This window comes from Paenibacillus algicola, from assembly GCF_005577435.1.
GTDB classification, from domain to species: Bacteria; Bacillota; Bacilli; order Paenibacillales; family Paenibacillaceae; genus Paenibacillus_AQ; species Paenibacillus_AQ algicola.
In genome coordinates, this window is the sequence record NZ_CP040396.1 from 3796600 (window position 1) to 3814861 (window position 18262).

An 18262-nucleotide genomic window follows, 5' to 3' on the forward strand; every position below is an offset into this window, starting at 1 on the left:
TGTGGTTCACGGCAAAGGTTAATTCCTCGAAATTTCCTTGTAATAAAAGACCGTCGCGTCCAGGCTTCCATGACTGGACAATGCAAAGCGGGGAATCGTACCCGCCTCGATATAACCTTCCGACCGGTACAGCAGATTGGAAGGGTCTCCCTGCCGCGTGTCGAGCACGAGCAGGCTTCGCCCTTCTCTGACAGCACCGGCCTCGGCTGCCTTCATTAAAGCTCTTCCGATGCCTTTTTGCCGATGATCCGGATGCACCATCAGCTTCGCCACCTCGGCCCGGTGCAGTCCATTCTCCTTCATAGACAAATGCAGCTGGACCGTTCCGCACACGACCTCCTGATCCATGGCCACCCATAGCAGGACGTCCTCACCCGGCACCTTCCTCCAATAGGATTCAGCACTTGCCAGGCTGAGCGGGGGCATAAAGCCTACGGAGGCTCCATCCTCCACGACAGCTGCGAGCAGTTCACTCAGGCTCTGCAGCAGCGGGGCACTCAGCTCCTTGAACTCTACACATTGCAGGTTGCTGATCATGACTGCTTGACTCCTTCCTCCTTCAATTTGTCGAGCTCTCTCTGGATGTCGTCCAGAGACTGTCCTTCCAGCTCCTTCAGCAGCGCCTCCAGCTCTGCTGCTTCCTCCTCTGGACTCCCCTTTGCATCCGGCAGCGCCTCGATCACCTGTCTGGCCAAGCCGCGGATAGTCGGCTCATCGAACATATTTTCTAGCTGCAGCTCTATATCATAGGCATTGCGGATACGGGTCATCAGCTGAATCGCCAGCATGGAATTGCCGCCCAATGTAAAGAAATCATCATCCAGGCCGATCGGAGAAATGCCGAACAGGTCCTCCCAGATCCCCCGCACCTCTTCCAGCACACCCTCGGGGCTTTTATCAAGCGCCGCGGCAGCAGCCGGTGCCGACGGCTCCGTGACCCCCGTTGCGCTGTCCACTTCGCCTTTGTCCGTCGGATAAGAGGACGCGGATGAGTCGGCTGCAGTTGCAGACGCGACCTCCTGCCCGGATTGCAAGAAGCTCAGGCTGCCCTGTCCAATCCAGTAGCGCTTGCGCTGAAACGGATAGGTCGGAAGCGCAATCCGCCTTGCGATTCGATCCGGATGCACATCGCTCCACTTCACGGCAACACCCTCACACCACAGTCGGCCAAGTGCCTGCAGCAGAAATCCCCGGTCCTCCTGGCGATCCTTGGGATGGCGAATGAGCGGAACGGCGGACGGTGTCCGGGTCTGCGGCCCCTGCTGACTCATCAGGCCGCTGAGCACATGACCTGGTCCAATCTCTACCAGCAGCAGACCTGGGTCTGACATCAGGGCGCTTGCGCCTTCTGCAAACCGGACGCTCTGCCTTACATGCTCCCCCCAATAGCCGGGATCCATGACCTGTTCCGGCTGAATCCAGCTCCCCGTTACATTAGATATGTACGGAATCTGCGGAGCATGCAGGGTGATGCGTGAGACTGTCGCCGTAAAGGGCTCGATCACGGGGTCCATCATCGACGAGTGGAAGGCATGAGACGTATGGAGGAGATAGGCTTCAATGCCTTCCTGACGAAGCTCGTCACGAAGGCGCTCCATATCCTCTTTATTCCCGGCCACCACCGTAATCTCCGGTGCGTTCACGGCAGCGACCGACAAGGAGCCGAAGAGATGCTCCCGAGTCTTTGACTCTGGCAGATGCACTGACATCATGACCCCCGGCGGCATGCTCTGCATCAGCCTGCCCCGTTCAGCGACGAGCTCCAGTGCATCCTCCAGTGTGAAGACTCCGGCAAGACAAGCCGCGGTGTACTCGCCAATGCTGTGACCGAGCATGCATGCCGGGGTCAAGCCCCACGCCTCCAGCTGCTTGGCCATCGCATACTGAACAATGAACAGACTCGGCTGGGCCACCGATGTTTCCTGCAGCCGGGAGGCTGCATCGGCATCCTGTTCATTCCACCACAGCGTCCTCAGATCCAAGCCCAGCCTCGGCTGCAGCCGCTCACAGCAGGTGTCGACGGCTTCGCGGAAGACGGGCTCGCTCTCATACAGCCCGCGAACCATGCCAATATATTGCGAGCCCTGGCCCGGGAACAGAAATCCCAGCCGCTTCGGAGCAGCGGCATGACGCGCATGCAGCTTCCCGCTTCGCTGCTTCAACTGCTCAGCCGCCTCTGCCATAGAGCCGGCACTGAAGGCCATGCGGTAAGGAAACTCTTTTCGCCCTTCCTGCAGCGTAAATGCGACATCCGCCAGCGAAAGGTCAGGGTGCTGCTCCAGATGCTGCTGCAGCTGGTCCGCGGCCTGCTCCAGTGCATCTTCGCTCAGCGCGGACAACACCAGCAGCTCGGCAGCCGGAGCGACCCCGGCCGCTGCCTTGACTGCCGGGCTCTCCTCCAGCACGACATGGGCGTTCGTACCACCCATGCCGAAGCTGCTGACACCTGCGCGGCGAGGGAAGCCTTCTGGCTGCTCCCAAGTCCGCGCCTTCGTATTTACAACAAACGGGCTTTGCGCAAAATCAATATTCGGGTTCGGCTGCTCGAAATGCAGGCTCGGCGGAATCACCCCATGATGCAGTGAGAGCACCGTCTTGATCAGCCCTGCGACACCGGATGCGGCGCCCAGATGGCCGATGTTGGATTTGACAGAGCCAATGGCACAGAAGCCTTTCTGCTCCGTGTCCATACGGAATACGCGGCTCAGCGCCGCAATCTCGATGGGATCTCCCAGCGGCGTCCCGGTTCCATGGGCCTCGATCATTCCGATCGTGCTTGGAAGCACGTCGGCCATCGCCTGTGCGTCCAGAATGACCTCCGCCTGGCCATTGACGCTCGGCGCCGTGAAGCTGACCTTGTCAGAGCCGTCATTGTTGATCGCGCTGCCCTTAATAACCGCGTACACGGTATCCCCTTCCTGCAGGGCGTCCTCCAGACGTTTCAGGACGACCACGCCGACACCGTTACCGAAGATCGTCCCGCTTGCCTTGGCATCAAAGGGACGGCAGTGTCCGTCCGAAGCCAGGACATCCCCTTCCTGGTGGAGGTAGCCTGTCTTTTGCTGGGCCACAATGGATACGCCGCCTGCCAAAGCCATGTCACATTCCCCGCCGAGCAGGCTCTGAACCGCGAAATGGACGGCCACGAGCGAGGTGGAGCAAGAGGTCTGTACACTAACGCTCGGTCCCTTCAGGTTGAGCTTGTAGGACATCCGGGTCGCCAGGTAATCCTTCTCATTGCCGTGCCGGATGGCGAGCTCTCCCACCGAATCCACGAGGCCGGGCTCCGAGTACAGATGAAACAGGTAGCTGCTACTGAAGACGCCGGCGAAGACACCGATGCGTCCGCTGTATTTCTCCGGCGTATATCCGGCAAGCTCCAGCGCCTCCCAGCCCTTCTCCAGAAACAGCCGCTGCTGCGGGTCCAGAATTTCCGCCTCTCTAGGTGTCATGCCGAAGAATGTCGCATCAAACTGATCCGTATCCTCAATGATCGACCCCGCCCGAACATAATTGGGGCGCTTGTAGACGTCTTTTTTAACGCCTGCCTGCTCCAGCTCTTCATCACTGAAAAAAACAATGCTCTCTGTTCCCTCCACCAGATTGCTCCAGAATGCTTCCACATTGGAAGCCCCCGGAAAACGGCAGTTCATGCCGACAACAGCAATTTCGGTTCCGTTCATTTCCTGCATGGACACACACCTCCACGTATTAGGTATTGCGATGACGGCCGCCTTTGAGCCTTGCCTGACGGCGCTGCTCCAGCGACTGCTGCCGCATGTCCGCCCGATGGCGGTGGACTTCGCCGGTTGCTGCAGCCGGCTCACTGCCTTGCTTCAGATGTGCTGCCAGCGAAGAAAGCGTTGGATATTGAAACAGCTCCACTACCGGGATATCTCTGCCCAGCGCGTCAGACAGCTGTGTCTTGGCCTGAAGCAGCAGCAGTGAATGGCCGCCAAGATCAAAAAAGTTATCATACCTTCCCACCCGCTCCACGCCCAGCAGCCGGCACCAGATGCCCTCCAGCATCTGCTCAAGACTATCTTGCGGCGCGCTATAGCTTAAGGCAGAGGCATTGCGGTCAAAAGCTTCAGCAGGATCAGGCAGCCGGGCGCGGTCGATCTTGCCGTTCGGCGTGAGCGGCAGCTCTTCCAGCGGAATGAAGGCGCCAGGCACCATATAGCCTGGCAGCCGGCTTCGGGCGTAGGAGCGCAGCTCTGCTAGCGATACGCCTTCCGGTGCGGATACGTAGTACGCTGCGAGCCTTTTGCCGCCGTCAGGAGCAGGGCACGCGGCGATCGCCACCTCCTGCACCCCTTCGTACCCGGCGAGGACGCTCTGGATCTCGCCGAGCTCCACGCGCATGCCCCGGATCTTCACCTGATCATCACGCCGGCCTGCAATCTGAAGGCTCCCATCCGGCAAATAATGTCCCAGATCTCCACTGAAATACAGCAGGTCCTGCTCCTCCTGAGTGAACGGGCTGCTTGCGAACCGCCCTTGCTCCTGATCTTCCGCGCTCAGGTAGCCCAGCGTCCTGAATGGCGTGCGGATGACGAGCTCCCCCATTTCTCCAATGCCGCACAGCCTGCGGTCAGGACCTAGCACGAGCAGCTGCGTCTGAGGGAGCGGAGAGCCGACCGGCTGAACCGGCGGCAGACTGCCTTGTGCCGGAACGCGGTAAAAGTACTTCGCAAGTGTCGTTTCTGTCGGACCGTACAGGTTGATGATTTCGGCGGAGCTGCCGAAAGCGTCCCGCCAGTCCCGGATCAGAAAGCCCGGCAACGGCTCCCCGGCAAAAAACACAGCTCTGAGCGCAGTCAGCGGGCGAGACTGCCCTTGTCCCAGCCAGGATTGCGCCAAGGATGGGACGGTATGCAGAATCGTGATCCGGTTCTTGTCCATCCAGGGCAGGATGGCTGCCGCAGACACATCTCTCTCCTCATCCGGCAGGCAGAGCACTGCCCCTGAGATCAGCGGCGTGAGGATATCCCGCAGCACGACGTCAAAGGCAAGCCCGGTCAGCTGCGCGGCTCGGTCTCCGGGACCAATGCCAAACGTCTCCCGCTGCCAGGTCAGGAAATGAGACAGGCCTTTATGACAGCCGAGAATCCCTTTGGGACGGCCCGTCGTGCCTGAAGTGAAGAAGATGTAAGCCGGGTCGTCCGGCTGCAGCGTCGGCCAGACCTCTGGGGATGCTGCTCCCGGCGGTACAGATGCAGGGGCTCCTTCAGCCGCTGCCAGGATGCCGTTTTCTTGCAGGAGGTACAGATGGGTCCATGCCTCCTCCCGAAGCCACCGCTCTTCACGGTCTTCGCTGCCGACATCTATCCATCGGCGTGCGCCCGCCAGAGCCAGCATGCCCTTGCCACGCTCCGGCAATGTGCCGGGGCCGATGGTCAGCAGAACCCCTCCCGCCTTCATAACACCTAACATGGCTGCAACCAGTCCGAAGCTTCGCCGGCCGGTCAGAGCGACGGCTTCTCCCCGCTGCAGCCCTTCCTCCAGAAGCCTTGCGGCCAGCTGCTCCACCGCTTCTCCCAGCTCTCCGTAAGTCCACTGTTTCTGTCTGTGCGAGATGGCAGGTGATGCCGGCTGACGGGCGATGACCGCCTCCAGCAGCTCCGTAACTGCCGGAAATCTTGGCTCCTCCAAAGGCTCCGCGGGATTCGGCAGCAGCGAGAGGCTCCGCGGGGTAACCAGTGAACAAGAGGAGATGACCGCTTCCGGGTTCATGGACAGCTGGCTCAGCAGATGCACATACTGGGCGGCCAGCTCCTGCATTCGGGCAGCACTGTACAGGTCCTTCTGATACACGAATTCCAGCTCCAGCCCGTCATCACGTTCATGAATATAGAGGGTGAGTGCAAATTTGGCCTGCGGCTCACCGAGCTCCAGAGGTGATATCTGCATCTCCATCAATTCCGCCTCATACCCTGGCGTATTCACATGATTAATCATGACGTCAAAGATCGGGTTGCGGCTGATATGCCGCTCCGGCTGCACCAGCTCCACCAGCTTTTCAAACGGAATATCCTGATGGCTGTACGCGTCCAGACATACAGCCCTGGTTCGGCGAAGCAGCTGGGTGAAGGTTGGGTCGCCCGAAACGTCCAGCCGCAGCGCGAGCGTATTCAGGAAGCAGCCAATCAGCGGCTCGGTCTCGGCTTGGCTCCGTCCCGCAATCGGCGAGCCGATGACGAAATCCTCCTGCTGGCTCAGCCGCTTCAAGAGCACGGCAAAGGCAGCCAGCAGTGCCATGAACAGCGTAGCCTGTCCCGTGCGGCACAGCTCCTGAAGCTGCTGCTGCACCTGCGGTGCAACCCGCTGCTTCACCCGCCCTCCGCGGTAGCCCGGCCGCTCCGGCCTTGGATAGTCTGCCGGCAGCTCCAGTACGGGTAACTCCCCGCCCAGCTGCCTCATCCAGTAGCTCTGCTGGCGAGTCCATTCGTCCTGGCTGATCGCCTCATTTTGCCAAGCCGCATAATCGGCATACTGTACTTTCAGCTCGGACAGGCCCGGCGGCAGATGATATCGGGCTTCCCGGTACAGCTGGCCCAGCTCGCGAACGAAAATGCCAATCGACCAAGCGTCGGAAATGATATGATGCATCGTGATGAGCAGATGATATTCCAGCTCCTTCAGCTGGAGCAGCAGCACGGATAACAGCGGTCCGCGCTCCAGATCAAAAGACTGAGCCATTTCCTGTGCCGCCAGCCGCTCGGCTTCAGCTTGGCGCTGCTCCATAGACCCTGACTGCAAATCCTTTATTCGGAGCGTGAAGGAGGAGGCTGCCGATACGCGCTGAATCGGCTCACCTTCCAGATGAAAGGTTGTCCTTAAGGCTTCGTGACGCGCAATCAGCCGCTCCAGGGCACGGGCCAAGCAAGCTTTATCCAGTGGTCCGCTCATGCTGACAGCACCGAAAATGTTATAAGCCGCGCTTCCCGGCGACAGCCGGTCCAGAAACCACAGGCGCTGCTGTGCAAAGGATAGCGGCACTCCTCCCTCCCGAGTTACTCTTGCCATTACAGGAGCGTCAGCAGCGTTTGCGGAGAAGATCGTTTCCGGCGCGATTTGCCGGGACTTCTCAAGCAATGTCGCAATGCCATAGACTGTAGGATGCTCAAACAGGGTGCGAAGCGGAAATTGAATCTCAAAGGCCGACCGGATCCGAGATGCCACTTGCGCTGCCAGAATTGAATGTCCCCCTATGTCGAAAAAATCATCATGAATTCCGATTGGAGCTGTTCTCAACACCTCCTGCCAAATCTCTGCGATTTCCTTCTCCGTGGACGTCCGGGGAGCCGGTGATTCCAGGGGATCCGCAGACTGCGGGCTAGAGCTGGACCGATCAGAGTCAATCTTTGCTGCAGAGAAAGCCGGCGCTGTCCCAAGGCTAGGCCCTGCAGGAGGATATCCCTTCCCCGAAGCGCATAGCTCATCCAGCTCCTGCAGGGTGAGCTGCGGCTGCCAGGCCAAGAGCTGCAGCCGCTGCAGCAGCTGCTCACCCATGTCTTCCACGGCTTCTGCGCTGAAGGCAGCAGTGTTGTACTCCATGTAAAGAGTGAATCCATCCTTCACCTCTACGGCCTCTACCGTCAGATGAAATTTGGCGATGCCTTGCTCCAGTCTGCACTGTCGCAGCGGCTGTCCGTCCAGGTGAAGCTCCTCAGATGCTGTGTTTTGCATGACGAACAAGGTATCAAACAGCGGATTCTGGCCCGGACCTCGTTTAACGGGAAGCTTGCGGACCATCTCCTCAAAAGGATACGCCGCGTGCTTCAATGCCTCGATGGTCATGCAGCGAACCTGCTCCAGGTATTGAAGGGCGGTCAAACGCCGGTCTACCCTGCTGCGCAAAGGCAGCGTGTTGGCGAACATGCCGATGACATTATTCGTGTCGGGGTGGTTTCGGTTTGCGGCAACCGTGCCCACTACGACCTCCTCCCGCGATGTACATGCAGACAGCCACGCAGTGCAGGCGCTCAGGAATACCATAAACAAGGTGCTGCAGGTGCGTGAAGCCAGCTCACGGAGACCCGCTGTGATTTCGGCAGATACGTTTATACTCCGGACTTCTCCGGTGTGGGTATGTGAAGCTTTTGTTAATGTCGTTAATAAATTGTTATTTGAATTATTTAGTCCGTTATTCGTTAATGAGTTTAACGATGCTGAGACGGTGTCGCTCCTCCCGCCTTGGCTGTAATCATACCCGCGGAGATGATCCAGCCAGAAGGCCTCACTGACCTTCATTGCAGGGGTATCCAGCTGCTCCAGGTACCACATTGTGTAATCCTTATATTGCAAACGCAGCGGCGTAAGCGGCTGTTGTTCATAAGCTCTCATGAACTCATGAGTCAGCTGGGACACGGATACCCCGTCCGAGATGATGTGATGCATATCAAACAAAATGCGGCTTTGCCCGTGATCCAGCTCGATCGCCGATACCCGAAACAGCGGGGCACGCTGGATATCGAATGGCTGAATCCAGGAGGAGATCAGGCGCTTTGCTTCCATCTCTGTAACCCCCTGCAGCAGCTTTAGCTCCAGCTCTACGGTGGGCTCAATATGCTGAAACGGCTCATTGTTTACCATGCGGAAGGAGGTTCTCAGACTTTCATGACGTTCCACCAGCTGCTCCCAGGCATGTGTAAAGCGGTCCAGATCCAGAGTCCCGGACAACTCCAGCATAAGAGGCATGTTATACCGCGTAGATTCCGGCTCCAGCTCATGGAGCACATACAATCTTTTCTGGGCGGGGGACAGCGGGTAGTACGCTCGCTCCGCTGCTGCCGGAATAGGCGCAAGGCTCGGTGCCGCTTCTTCTGTCTGCTGCGATGTCAATCCGGCAATGGTCGGCAGGTCAAACAGCTCAGCCAGTGTCCACTCACGCCCTAGCTTACTCTTCATGCGGCTTAGCAGGCTCATCGCGGATAACGAATGACCTCCCAATTCAAAAAAGTGATCGTGAACCCCGACCCGGTCCACCCCCAGCACCTCGGCCCACACTTCAGCCATGCCCTGCTCCAGCGGGGTTCGTGGAGCGACATAGTCTGCTCCCGGTGCCTTCCAGACTCCCGGGTCCGGCAGTCCCCGGCGGTCCACCTTACCGTTTGGAGACAGCGGCATTTCATCCAGCAGGATGAATGCTCCCGGCACCATGTACTCTGGCAGCCGCTGCTGCAATGCGGTCCGCCAGGTCCGCTGCAGCTCCGCTGGAGGTCTGTCAGCGGAAGCTGCAGCGGGTTGGGCTGCAGCCGTTTCTGTGGTCGCTTCTGTGGCCCATTCTGCAGCCGTTTCTGCGATACCTCCCGTCTGCGCATCCGCAGGATTTGCATCTCCCGGCACTACGTACGCAATCAGCCGGTTCTCTCCAGCTTCATCGTCTCGGGCCACGACCACTGCTTCCTTGACCCCGCTGCACTCCCGCAATGCGGCTTCAATCTCGCCCAGTTCAATCCGGTATCCTCTAATCTTCACCTGGTGGTCCATGCGTCCCAGATAGACCACCGTCCCGTCCGGCCTGTACTTCGCCAGATCGCCGGTCCGGTACAGCTTAGAAGAGTGTCCTTCGCCGTACGGATGGTCTACAAATTTCTCGGCGGTCTTCAGCTCGTCTCCTAAATACCCGCCGCCGACCTGTCCCCCGGCGATGCATAGTTCACCCGGTACCCCGATGGGCACCAGCCCCAGTCCTTCATTCAGAATGTACAGCTGCGTACCCAGAGTTGGACGGCCGATTGGCACGGCCCCCGGCTCCAAGGAACGCAGATCCGGCAGCCGGGTGTACACCGTGACATCTGTGCATTCGGTCGGTCCGTAGGTATTTACGATCTCTGCCTGGCAGGCTCCGGACTCGCTCCACGGGAGCAGTCGGTCCGGGGCGATCGGCTCGCCGCCCAGAAATACATGCCGCAGGCTGCGCAGCTGAGCGTAGCCGCTCTCCGCCGCTTCGTCCAGCAGCGGGTAGAAGGCGCTTGGCGTTCCATTTAGCAGCGTGATGCGATGGCGCTCGAGAAGCTCATTCACCTCGCGCGGATCGTACAGCCCGGACGGCAGCAGCACCAGCTCCCCGCCGGTCATCAGCGGAGCGAACAGATTTTTTTGCGTCAGGTCAAAGCTTGGCGAGGTGATCAGCAGCACGTGATCGGCTGCGTTCATCTGAAACTCCTGTGTGTACCACTGCATCAGCCGGGCGAACCCGCTTCGGTACACACTCGCTCCCTTGGGCCGGCCGGTTGAGCCTGAGGTAAAGATGATATACATCAGCTGCTCCGGCTCCACCGGAAGCCCCAGGTTCCTGCTGTCTTCCGACTGCAGCTCTTCCTCCAGCCCATCCACACTTAGCAGCATAATGGGAGAGGCTGCGCCCTGCTCGCTAGGAGTTTGGCTAGGCGTCTCGCTGCCGATCCCGCCAACCGCCTGTGCCGCCTTCCCTGCCACTTCAGTCAACGCCTGCTTCGTCAGCAGCACGCTCACGCCCGCCTGCTCCAGCATGTACGCCAGCCGCTCCTGCGGCAATGCCGGATCGAGCGGCACATACACGCCGCCGGCCTTCAGCACGGCGAGCAGGCTGACCACCAGCTCGCGACTGCGGTCCAGGCATACCCCGATCCGGTCTCCGCTCCGGACCCCCTGCGCGATGAGCCTCCGGGCAAGGCGGTTGGCCTGTCCGTTCAGCTCTCCATAGCTCAGGCTGCCACCCCCGGACCTTACGGCAGTCTGCCCCGGTGTTGCTGCAGCCTGCTGCTCTATGCGGAGCAGCACCTCCTCAGGCTCGCCCTCGCCGCTCGCAGGATTCCACTCCTCCAGCTGCCGGCGGCGCTCTTCCTCACTGAGCAGCTCCAGACGGGACACTGCCTGCTCCGGGTCCTGCACAGCGCTTTGCAGCAGCTGCTGAAAATGCTCCATCATGCGGGACACTTCATCCTGTGAAAACAAGTTACTGCGGTACTCCAATGCCCCGCTCATCTGCTCTTCTTGATCCACCAGCTCCAGCAGCAGATCGAATTTGGCTGTTCGGCGCTCCACCTCGATCCTTTCAGCATCCAGTCCCTTCAGCTCTAGCTGGAGATCCCGATGCTGATACACAAACATAGCCTGGAATAAAGAGGTAGTGGCCGAACGAGCGGGAAGCACAGCCTCCACGACTTTTTCAAATGGCACTTCTTGATGGGGGTAGGCTTCCAGTACCGTACCTTTGACCTGCTGCAGCACCGTGCGGAATGAAGCTGTGGGCTCGATCGCTGTGCGAATAACGAGCGTATTCACAAAAAAACCGATCACACCCTCCACTTCCTCCAACTCCCGCCCCGCTGACGGCGTCCCCACCAGCACATCCTTTTGACCGGAATAGCGGTACAGCCACACCTTATACACCGCCAGCAGCAGTATAAACGGAGTGACCTCCTCCTGTCGGCAGACAGCCCGGATGTCCTGCGTAACGCCCTGGCTCAGAGTGAACTTGCAGGTTCTCCCTTCATGGCTTCCAGGTGAGCTCCGCGGAGAGGCAGCAGGCAGCTGCAATATCGGCAGCTCGCCGGATAATTGCTGCTTCCAGTACTCCAGATGGTGCTGCAGAACCTCGTCTTTCATCCATTCTTTTTGAAAATGGGCGTAATCCGCATATTGCACCGGCAGCTCCGGAAGCTGCAGCTTCTGTCCCTCCACCTCGGCGTTATAGAAGGCAGACAGCTCGCGGATCAATATTTCTACGGACCAGCCATCCGATATAATATGGTGCAGGTTCACCAAGAGCAGATGCTCCCGCTCCTCCAGCCGTATGAGAGAAATCCGGATTAACGGTCCGCTATGCAGATCAAACGCCGCTGCGGCATCCAGCTCTGCCAGGCCTGCTGCTCTTTTCCAGCGCAATTCCGGCGCCAAGTCGGACAAGTGGATCACCGGCAGCTCAAAGGATACGTCCTCTTCGACAACCTGTACAAGCTCTCCATCCTTCTCCATAAAAGTGGTACGCAAGCTGTCATGCCTCTGCATCACACGCTCAAAAGCCCGCTCCAGCGCTGGAACATGAACCACTCCGCGAAGTGCAATCGCGGCCGGCATATTGTATACGGATTGATCAGCCAGCAGCTGGTGCACAACCCAGAGCCTGTTCTGGGCAAAAGAAGCCTCGAACGCATATCTGGCACGTTCAGTCGTGCTGCTGACTGCCTCGGCGGACAGATCCGCGGGTGCATCAGAGCCGGATTTTTTCATTAGTACCACTCCTTTCTTCAAGCCTGTATTCAGAGGGGTCTATTCATGGATGCGATGCTGACTTCTGGACAGCTTGGTCATCTTCGGCCGGACGGCGGGTGGAGCCGGCATGGATTCCAGCTTCCCGGCCAGCTCAGCCAGAGTCGGTGCTTCAAACATATGCTGAACCTCCAGCTTGACGTTCAGTCGCGAACGGATCTTGGATATGACCTGGACCGCCAGAAGCGAATGACCTCCTAATTCAAAAAAGTGATCATGAACCCCGACCCGGTCCACCCCCAGCACCTCGGCCCACACTTCAGCCATGCCCTGCTCCAGCGGGGTTCGTGGAGCGACATAGTCTGCTCCCGGTGCCTTCCAGACTCCCGGGTCCGGCAGTCCCCGGCGGTCTACCTTGCCGTTTGGAGACAGCGGCATTTCATCCAGCAGGAGGAATGCTCCCGGCACCATGTACTCTGGCAGCCGTTGCTGCAATGCGGTCCGCCAGGTCCGCTGCAGCTCCGCTGGAGGTCTGTCAGCGGAAGCTGCAGCGGGTTGGGCTGCAGCCGTTTCTGTGGTCGCTTCTGCAGCCGGCTCTGCGGTCGCTTCTGCGGCCCATTCTGCAGCCGCTTCGGCGATACCTCCCGTCTGCGCATCCGCAGGATTTGCACCTCCCGGCACTACGTACACAATCAGCCGGTTCTCCCCAGCTTCATCGGCTCGGGCTACGACCACTGCTTCCTTGACCCCGCTGCACTCCCGCAATGCGGCTTCAATCTCGCCCAGCTCAATCCGGTATCCTCTAATCTTCACCTGGTGGTCCATGCGTCCCAGATAGACCACCGTCCCGTCCGGCCTGTACTTCGCCAGATCGCCGGTCCGGTACAGCTTAGAAGAGTGCCCTTCGCCGTACGGATGGTCTACAAATTTCTCGGCGGTCTTCAGCTCGTCTCCTACATACCCGCCGCCGACCTGTCCCCCGGCGATGCATAGCTCACCCGGTACCCCGATGGGCACCAGCCCCAGTCCTTCGTTCAGGATGTACAGCTGCGTACCCGGAGTTGGACGGCCGATTGGCACGGCCCCCGGCTCCAAGGAACGCAGATCCGGCAGCCGGGTGTACACCGTGACATCTGTGCATTCGGTCGGTCCGTAGGTATTTACGATCTCTGCCTGGCAGGCTCCGGACTCGCTCCACGGGAGCAGTCGGTCCGGGGCGATCGGCTCGCCGCCCAGAAATACATGCCGCAGGCTGCGCAGCTGAGCGTAGCCGCTCTCCGCCGCTTCGTCCAGCAGCGGGTAGAAGGCGCTTGGCGTTCCATTTAGCAGCGTGATGCGGTGGCGCTCGAGAAGCTCATTCACCTCGCGCGGATCGTACAGCCCGGACGGCAGCAGCACCAGCTCCCCGCCGGTCATCAGCGGAGCGAACAGATTTTTTTGCGTCAGGTCAAAGCTTGGCGAGGTGATCAGCAGCACGTGATCGGCTGCGTTCATCTGAAACTCCTGTGTGTACCACTGCATCAGCCGGGCGAACCCGCTTCGGTACACACTCGCTCCCTTGGGCCGGCCGGTTGAGCCTGAGGTAAAGATGATATACATCAGCTGCTCCGGCTCCACCGGAAGCCCCAGGTTCCCGCTGTCCTGCGACTGCAGCTCTTCCTCCAGCCCATCCACACTTAGCAGCATAATGGGAGAGGCTGCGCCCTGCTCGCTAGGCGTTTGGCTAGGCGTCTCGCTGCCGATCCCGCCAACCGCCTGTGCCGCCTTCCCTGCCACTTCAATCAACGCCTGCTTCGTCAGCAGCACGCTCACGCCCGCCTGCTCCAGCATGTACGCCAGCCGCTCCTGCGGCAATGCCGGATCGAGCGGCACATACACGCCGCCGGCCTTCAGCACGGCGAGCAGGCTGACCACCAGCTCGCGACTGCGGTCCAGGCATACCCCGATCCGGTCTCCGCGCCGGACCCCCTGCGCGATGAGCCTCCGGGCAAGGCGGTTGGCCTGTCCGTTCAGCTCTCCATAGCTCAGGCTGCCACCCTCGGACCTTACGGCAGTCTGCCCCGGTGTTGCTGCAGCCTGCTGCTCTATGCGGAGCAGCACCTCCTCAGGCTCGCCCTTGCCGCTCGCAGGGTTCCACTCCTCCAGCTGCCGGCGGCGCTCTTCCTCACTGAGCAGCTCCAGACGGGACACTGCCTGCTCCGGGTCCTGCACAGCGCTCTCCACTACCTTCAGAAGCAGCGCCGAGAAAGAATGGGCCGTCTCCCGCCGCAAGCGGGCGGTGTCGTACTCCATACAACCCAGCAGCTCTTCCCCTGCCTGTCCCATCACGATCGACAAATCGAACTGCGGATGACTGGGTGCCACATCCATCAGCTCCAGCTCCAGCCCGCCAAGCGTAAGCCTCGCTCCTGGAATTCCTACGGCAGCGGCAGCCAGCTCCTCCTGTCCCAGCACCGGAGCATGCAGCGTAAACATCACATTGAACAGCGGATTTCCCTGGGTCCGCCGGGTGTGCAGCCGCTCGACAATGTGCGAGAACGGATACTCCTGATGCTTCAGCGCCCCTGTAACGGTCTCATGCACCCGAAGCAGGAGGCTTCGGAATGACTCCTGTGGTACAAATGAATTTCGGAGCACGACCGGATTGACAAAATAACCAACCGTTTCGCGATCCTGATGCTGCAGCCGTCCCGAGGTGGGACTGCCAATCGCTGCCTCCTCCTGGGATAATCCCCGGTGAAGCATCGTGAACATGGCCGCGAGCAGGCAGGTATAGAGCGTCACTCCGTTATCCTTCGCCAGCTGCCGCAGCCTGGTCGTTAACTCAGCCGGAAGCGCAAAAAAGATTTTCTCTCCCTTGCCGTTCTTCGCCGGCTCCGATGCTTCTGGCGGCGAATGCTCCAGCAGCATCGGCTCCAGTCCCGCCAGACGATCATGCCAGTACGCATTCAGCAGCTCGCCTTTATCTTGCAGCAACTGCTGCTGCCGCAGCCAGTAGCTGCCGTAAGAGTTCCCGGCTTCTCCTAATGCGACTGGTGCACCAGTGCTCATAGCGGCGTACAGCTGTCCCAGCTCTTTTGCAATCATCGCAAACGACCAGAAATCGCTGATCAGGTGATGAAAGGTGAAGGTTAACAGGGTTTCTCCCGGCTCGCCAAGGAGCAGCCCTATACGAAATAAAGGCTCCTGGTCCAGAAGGAATGGCTTCGCGGCTTGACCCGTGACCCACTCCAGACGCTGCTTCTCACTCCAGCCGCGGGTATCGTGCCGTGACAGTGGAAGCTCTATCTGCTCCCTTATTTTCAGCAACGGATCGCCGTTACTTTCCACAATGACAGCCCGGAGAAGAGAATGGCGCTGCTGCATCACCTTCATCGCTTGGAAGAAAGCTTCCTCCTCAAACTGCCCTGGCAGGCGAAAGGTTCGGGTAATGAAATACATGCGGCTGCCGGGTTGCAGCTTTTGCAGAAACCATAAGGCGCGCTGTCCCGCAGATAGCGGAAACTCTGTAAGATGCCCACCTTCTTCAGTGCGCTTCTCCAGCGATGGCCTTCCGCCAGCCGCCTGCTGCCGGATCAACGCCGCCAGCTTCTTCACTGTCGGCCCTTCCAGCAGTCGGTCCAGCTCCAGCTCCAGCTGAAATGCGTCTTCAATGCGAGCTTTGAGCTCCAGAACATGGATGGAGTCCAGCCCGAGCGCCGGAAGCGGAAGCTCCAGCGGAGGAGCCATCCCTTTGAGCAATTGGGTGATCTGCTCCACTAAAAACCCCGTGACCTCGTCCTCTTCTCCATTACTGCTCCAGTGTAGCCCAGCCTCCTCAGCTTGGTCCCAGCTGGCATTCGTATCGGGTCCGGCCGCAGCTTGAGGCTTTAGATAAGCCGCCGCAATATCCAGGCTCTGATTCAGATAAGCTTGCTTGCACAGGCTGCGCTGAATTTTACCGCTGGAGGTTTTATGGATGGATGCCGGCTTGACCAGCACGATATCATAGACCTGCAGCTCGAAGCCGGTCGAGACCGCTTGCCGGATCGCCATAAATACCTCATCGGGGTCACTTCTGCGCTGAGCCCGCTCCAGCTCGCATACGACAACCAGCCTTTCTTCTCCCTCTATCTCTACCGGGAACGCAGCTGCATTGCCAGAGCTTACCGCCGGATGACTGTCAGCTATAGCATATTCAATATCCTGAGGGTAATAATTGCGGCCCCTTATAATAATCAGATCCTTCATACGGCCTGTAATGTAGAGCTCTCCGGCATCTACAAAGCCCAGATCGCCTGTACGAAGGAACGGGCCTTCCCCCGTGTCTGAAAGGTACGCATTAAAGGTTGCTGCCGTCTGCTCCTCCCGCCTCCAATATCCCTGGGCCACGCTCTGCCCGGATACCCAGATCTCACCGATCTTTCCCGGGGCTTGTCTGGCCGCAGACTCTGGGTGGACAATGACTACAGACGGATCTTTACTTAAGACCGTTCCGGAGCTGATCAAGCTGCGCTGACCGGCAGATAAGGGCGTTGCCGTCTCTATGACGCCTTCTTCGAGCGCATTGCGTTCCACATGCTTCTTCACCGGCCCTTTGCCGCGCGCTGCTCCGGACACGAACAGTGTGGACTCTGCCAGGCCGTAGCACGGGTAGAAGGAGGAATAGGCAAAGCCGCTCATTTGAAATCCATCTGCAAAACGCCGCAGCGTTTCCTCCTGAATCGGCTCTGACCCTGTGAAGGCACAGACCCAGCGGCTTAAATCAAGCTGCTCCCGGGCTTGTGGAGCAATCTTTTTGAGGCAATGCTCAAAGGCAAAGTTGGAGCCCCCGCTAACCGTAGCTTGACGGTCAGATATAGCCTGCAGCCAGTGCAAGGGACGCTGGATAAAGTGAGCAGGTGTCATCAGGGTTACCGGAAAGCCGGTATACAGCGGCTGCAAAATGCCGCCAATCAGGCCCATATCATGATAGGGTGGAAGCCAGATCACACTTCGGTCGTCTTCATTTAACTGGAAGGCTTCTTGAATCAGTTGAAGGTTGTGCAAAATGTTGAGGTGGCTCAGCATAACACCCTTCGGTGCTGCAGTAGAGCCGGACGTGTACTGGAGAAAAGCAAGCTGCGGCTTATTCTTTAATACGAGCTGAGGAAATAATGCTCTGTTCTCACCTGCCCAGTCCTCTGTCACCGACCATGTCAGGCGCTGAAGGACAGGATGTTCTGGCAGCTTGGTTTGAAGACGGGATAAGGTAGGGGTGTCGGTCAGCGCAAAGCTGGCATCACAATCATCAATAATCGAGGTTACACGAAGGAGGTGGGCATTCAGACGCGGCGGATACGCAGGTACAGCGACAACGCCTGCATACATACAGCCAAAAAAAGCAGCAATATAATCCAGTCCCGGCGGATACAGCAGAAGTGCACGCTGACCTTCGGCACCGTGAAGAGCAAACCAGCCTGCCAGTGCACGGGCGCGGGCATCCAGCTCGCTGTACGTCATTACCGTATCCTCACCATGCTCGGTCATCATGCGGTAAGCCTCCCGGCTTCCCTGATGGACCGCGCGCCAGGACAACAGGTCTGTTAACGTGTTCATCTCTTTCATCGTATGAAGCATATTCATTCTCCTCCCGCCTGAGAAAAGAAAAAGCATCCTGCTCTCTTCTCAGCGTAATCCCTCTCATGAAGGGTTCACTCTCTTGAACATACCTGATTATTCATCGCTCAGCAGCAGGCAGTGGTGTCATTGGGAATTTGAATTAAATCATACATTATGTACAAATAAATGACCTGTCATGTAAATATGGAAAAATAAGCTTCTTTTCTGAATGATAATACACATTTTCCCTTATTTCAACTACTTATTAGCCAATATTACAAAACATGTAATATATTTTTTCATTGTAAACGCTCAGTAAAGTGTTTTTTGGTAAACCTGACAAGTGAATTCATAGCGCGAAGACCCTTGAAATAAACCTAACTATATAAAAAAAACACAAACAATAATCCGCCCCCTCAAGGGAGCGGATTACCGTCAACTCAAGCATTTACCGCTTTTTATAGCAGGCATGGTTACTAGA

4 protein-coding genes are annotated in these 18262 nt (G+C 58.5%); all 4 read right to left on the bottom strand.

Annotated elements, in window-relative coordinates:
• Window positions 1-18: 18 nt before the first annotated feature.
• The 4 genes from E6C60_RS17845 to E6C60_RS17860 are packed head-to-tail and all read right to left on the bottom strand — an operon-like array spanning window position 19 to window position 17805.
• On the bottom strand, window positions 19-537 hold the full coding sequence (locus tag E6C60_RS17845) for a GNAT family N-acetyltransferase (protein WP_138227058.1): 519 nt from the start codon (window positions 535-537) through the stop codon (window positions 19-21).
• Window positions 534-3692: a type I polyketide synthase gene (locus tag E6C60_RS17850; protein ID WP_138227059.1), complete on the bottom strand. Its 3159-nt coding sequence runs from the start codon at window positions 3690-3692 to the stop codon at window positions 534-536. The genes E6C60_RS17845 and E6C60_RS17850 overlap by 4 nt, the downstream gene beginning before the upstream one ends.
• Before the next feature lie 19 nt (window positions 3693-3711).
• Window positions 3712-12222 carry a non-ribosomal peptide synthetase gene (locus tag E6C60_RS17855; RefSeq protein WP_138227060.1) on the bottom strand — a complete coding sequence of 2837 codons (8511 nt, stop codon included), beginning with the start codon at window positions 12220-12222 and terminating at the stop codon, window positions 3712-3714.
• Window positions 12223-12261: 39 nt separating this feature from the next.
• Window positions 12262-17805 carry a non-ribosomal peptide synthetase gene (locus tag E6C60_RS17860; protein WP_233281052.1) on the bottom strand — a complete coding sequence of 1848 codons (5544 nt, stop codon included), beginning with the start codon at window positions 17803-17805 and terminating at the stop codon, window positions 12262-12264.
• Window positions 17806-18262: the final 457 nt, after the last annotated feature.

What these genes read in the sequence shown, in the direction of transcription:
- E6C60_RS17845 (WP_138227058.1), bottom strand. Translation starts at nt 537, where the DNA reads ATGATCAGCAACCTGCAATGTGTAGAGTTCAAGGAGCTGAGTGCCCCG.
- E6C60_RS17855 (WP_138227060.1), bottom strand. Translation starts at nt 12,222, where the DNA reads ATGAAAAAATCCGGCTCTGATGCACCCGCGGATCTGTCCGCCGAGGCA.
- E6C60_RS17850 (WP_138227059.1), bottom strand. Translation starts at nt 3,692, where the DNA reads ATGCAGGAAATGAACGGAACCGAAATTGCTGTTGTCGGCATGAACTGC.
- E6C60_RS17860 (WP_233281052.1), bottom strand. Translation starts at nt 17,805, where the DNA reads ATGAATATGCTTCATACGATGAAAGAGATGAACACGTTAACAGACCTG.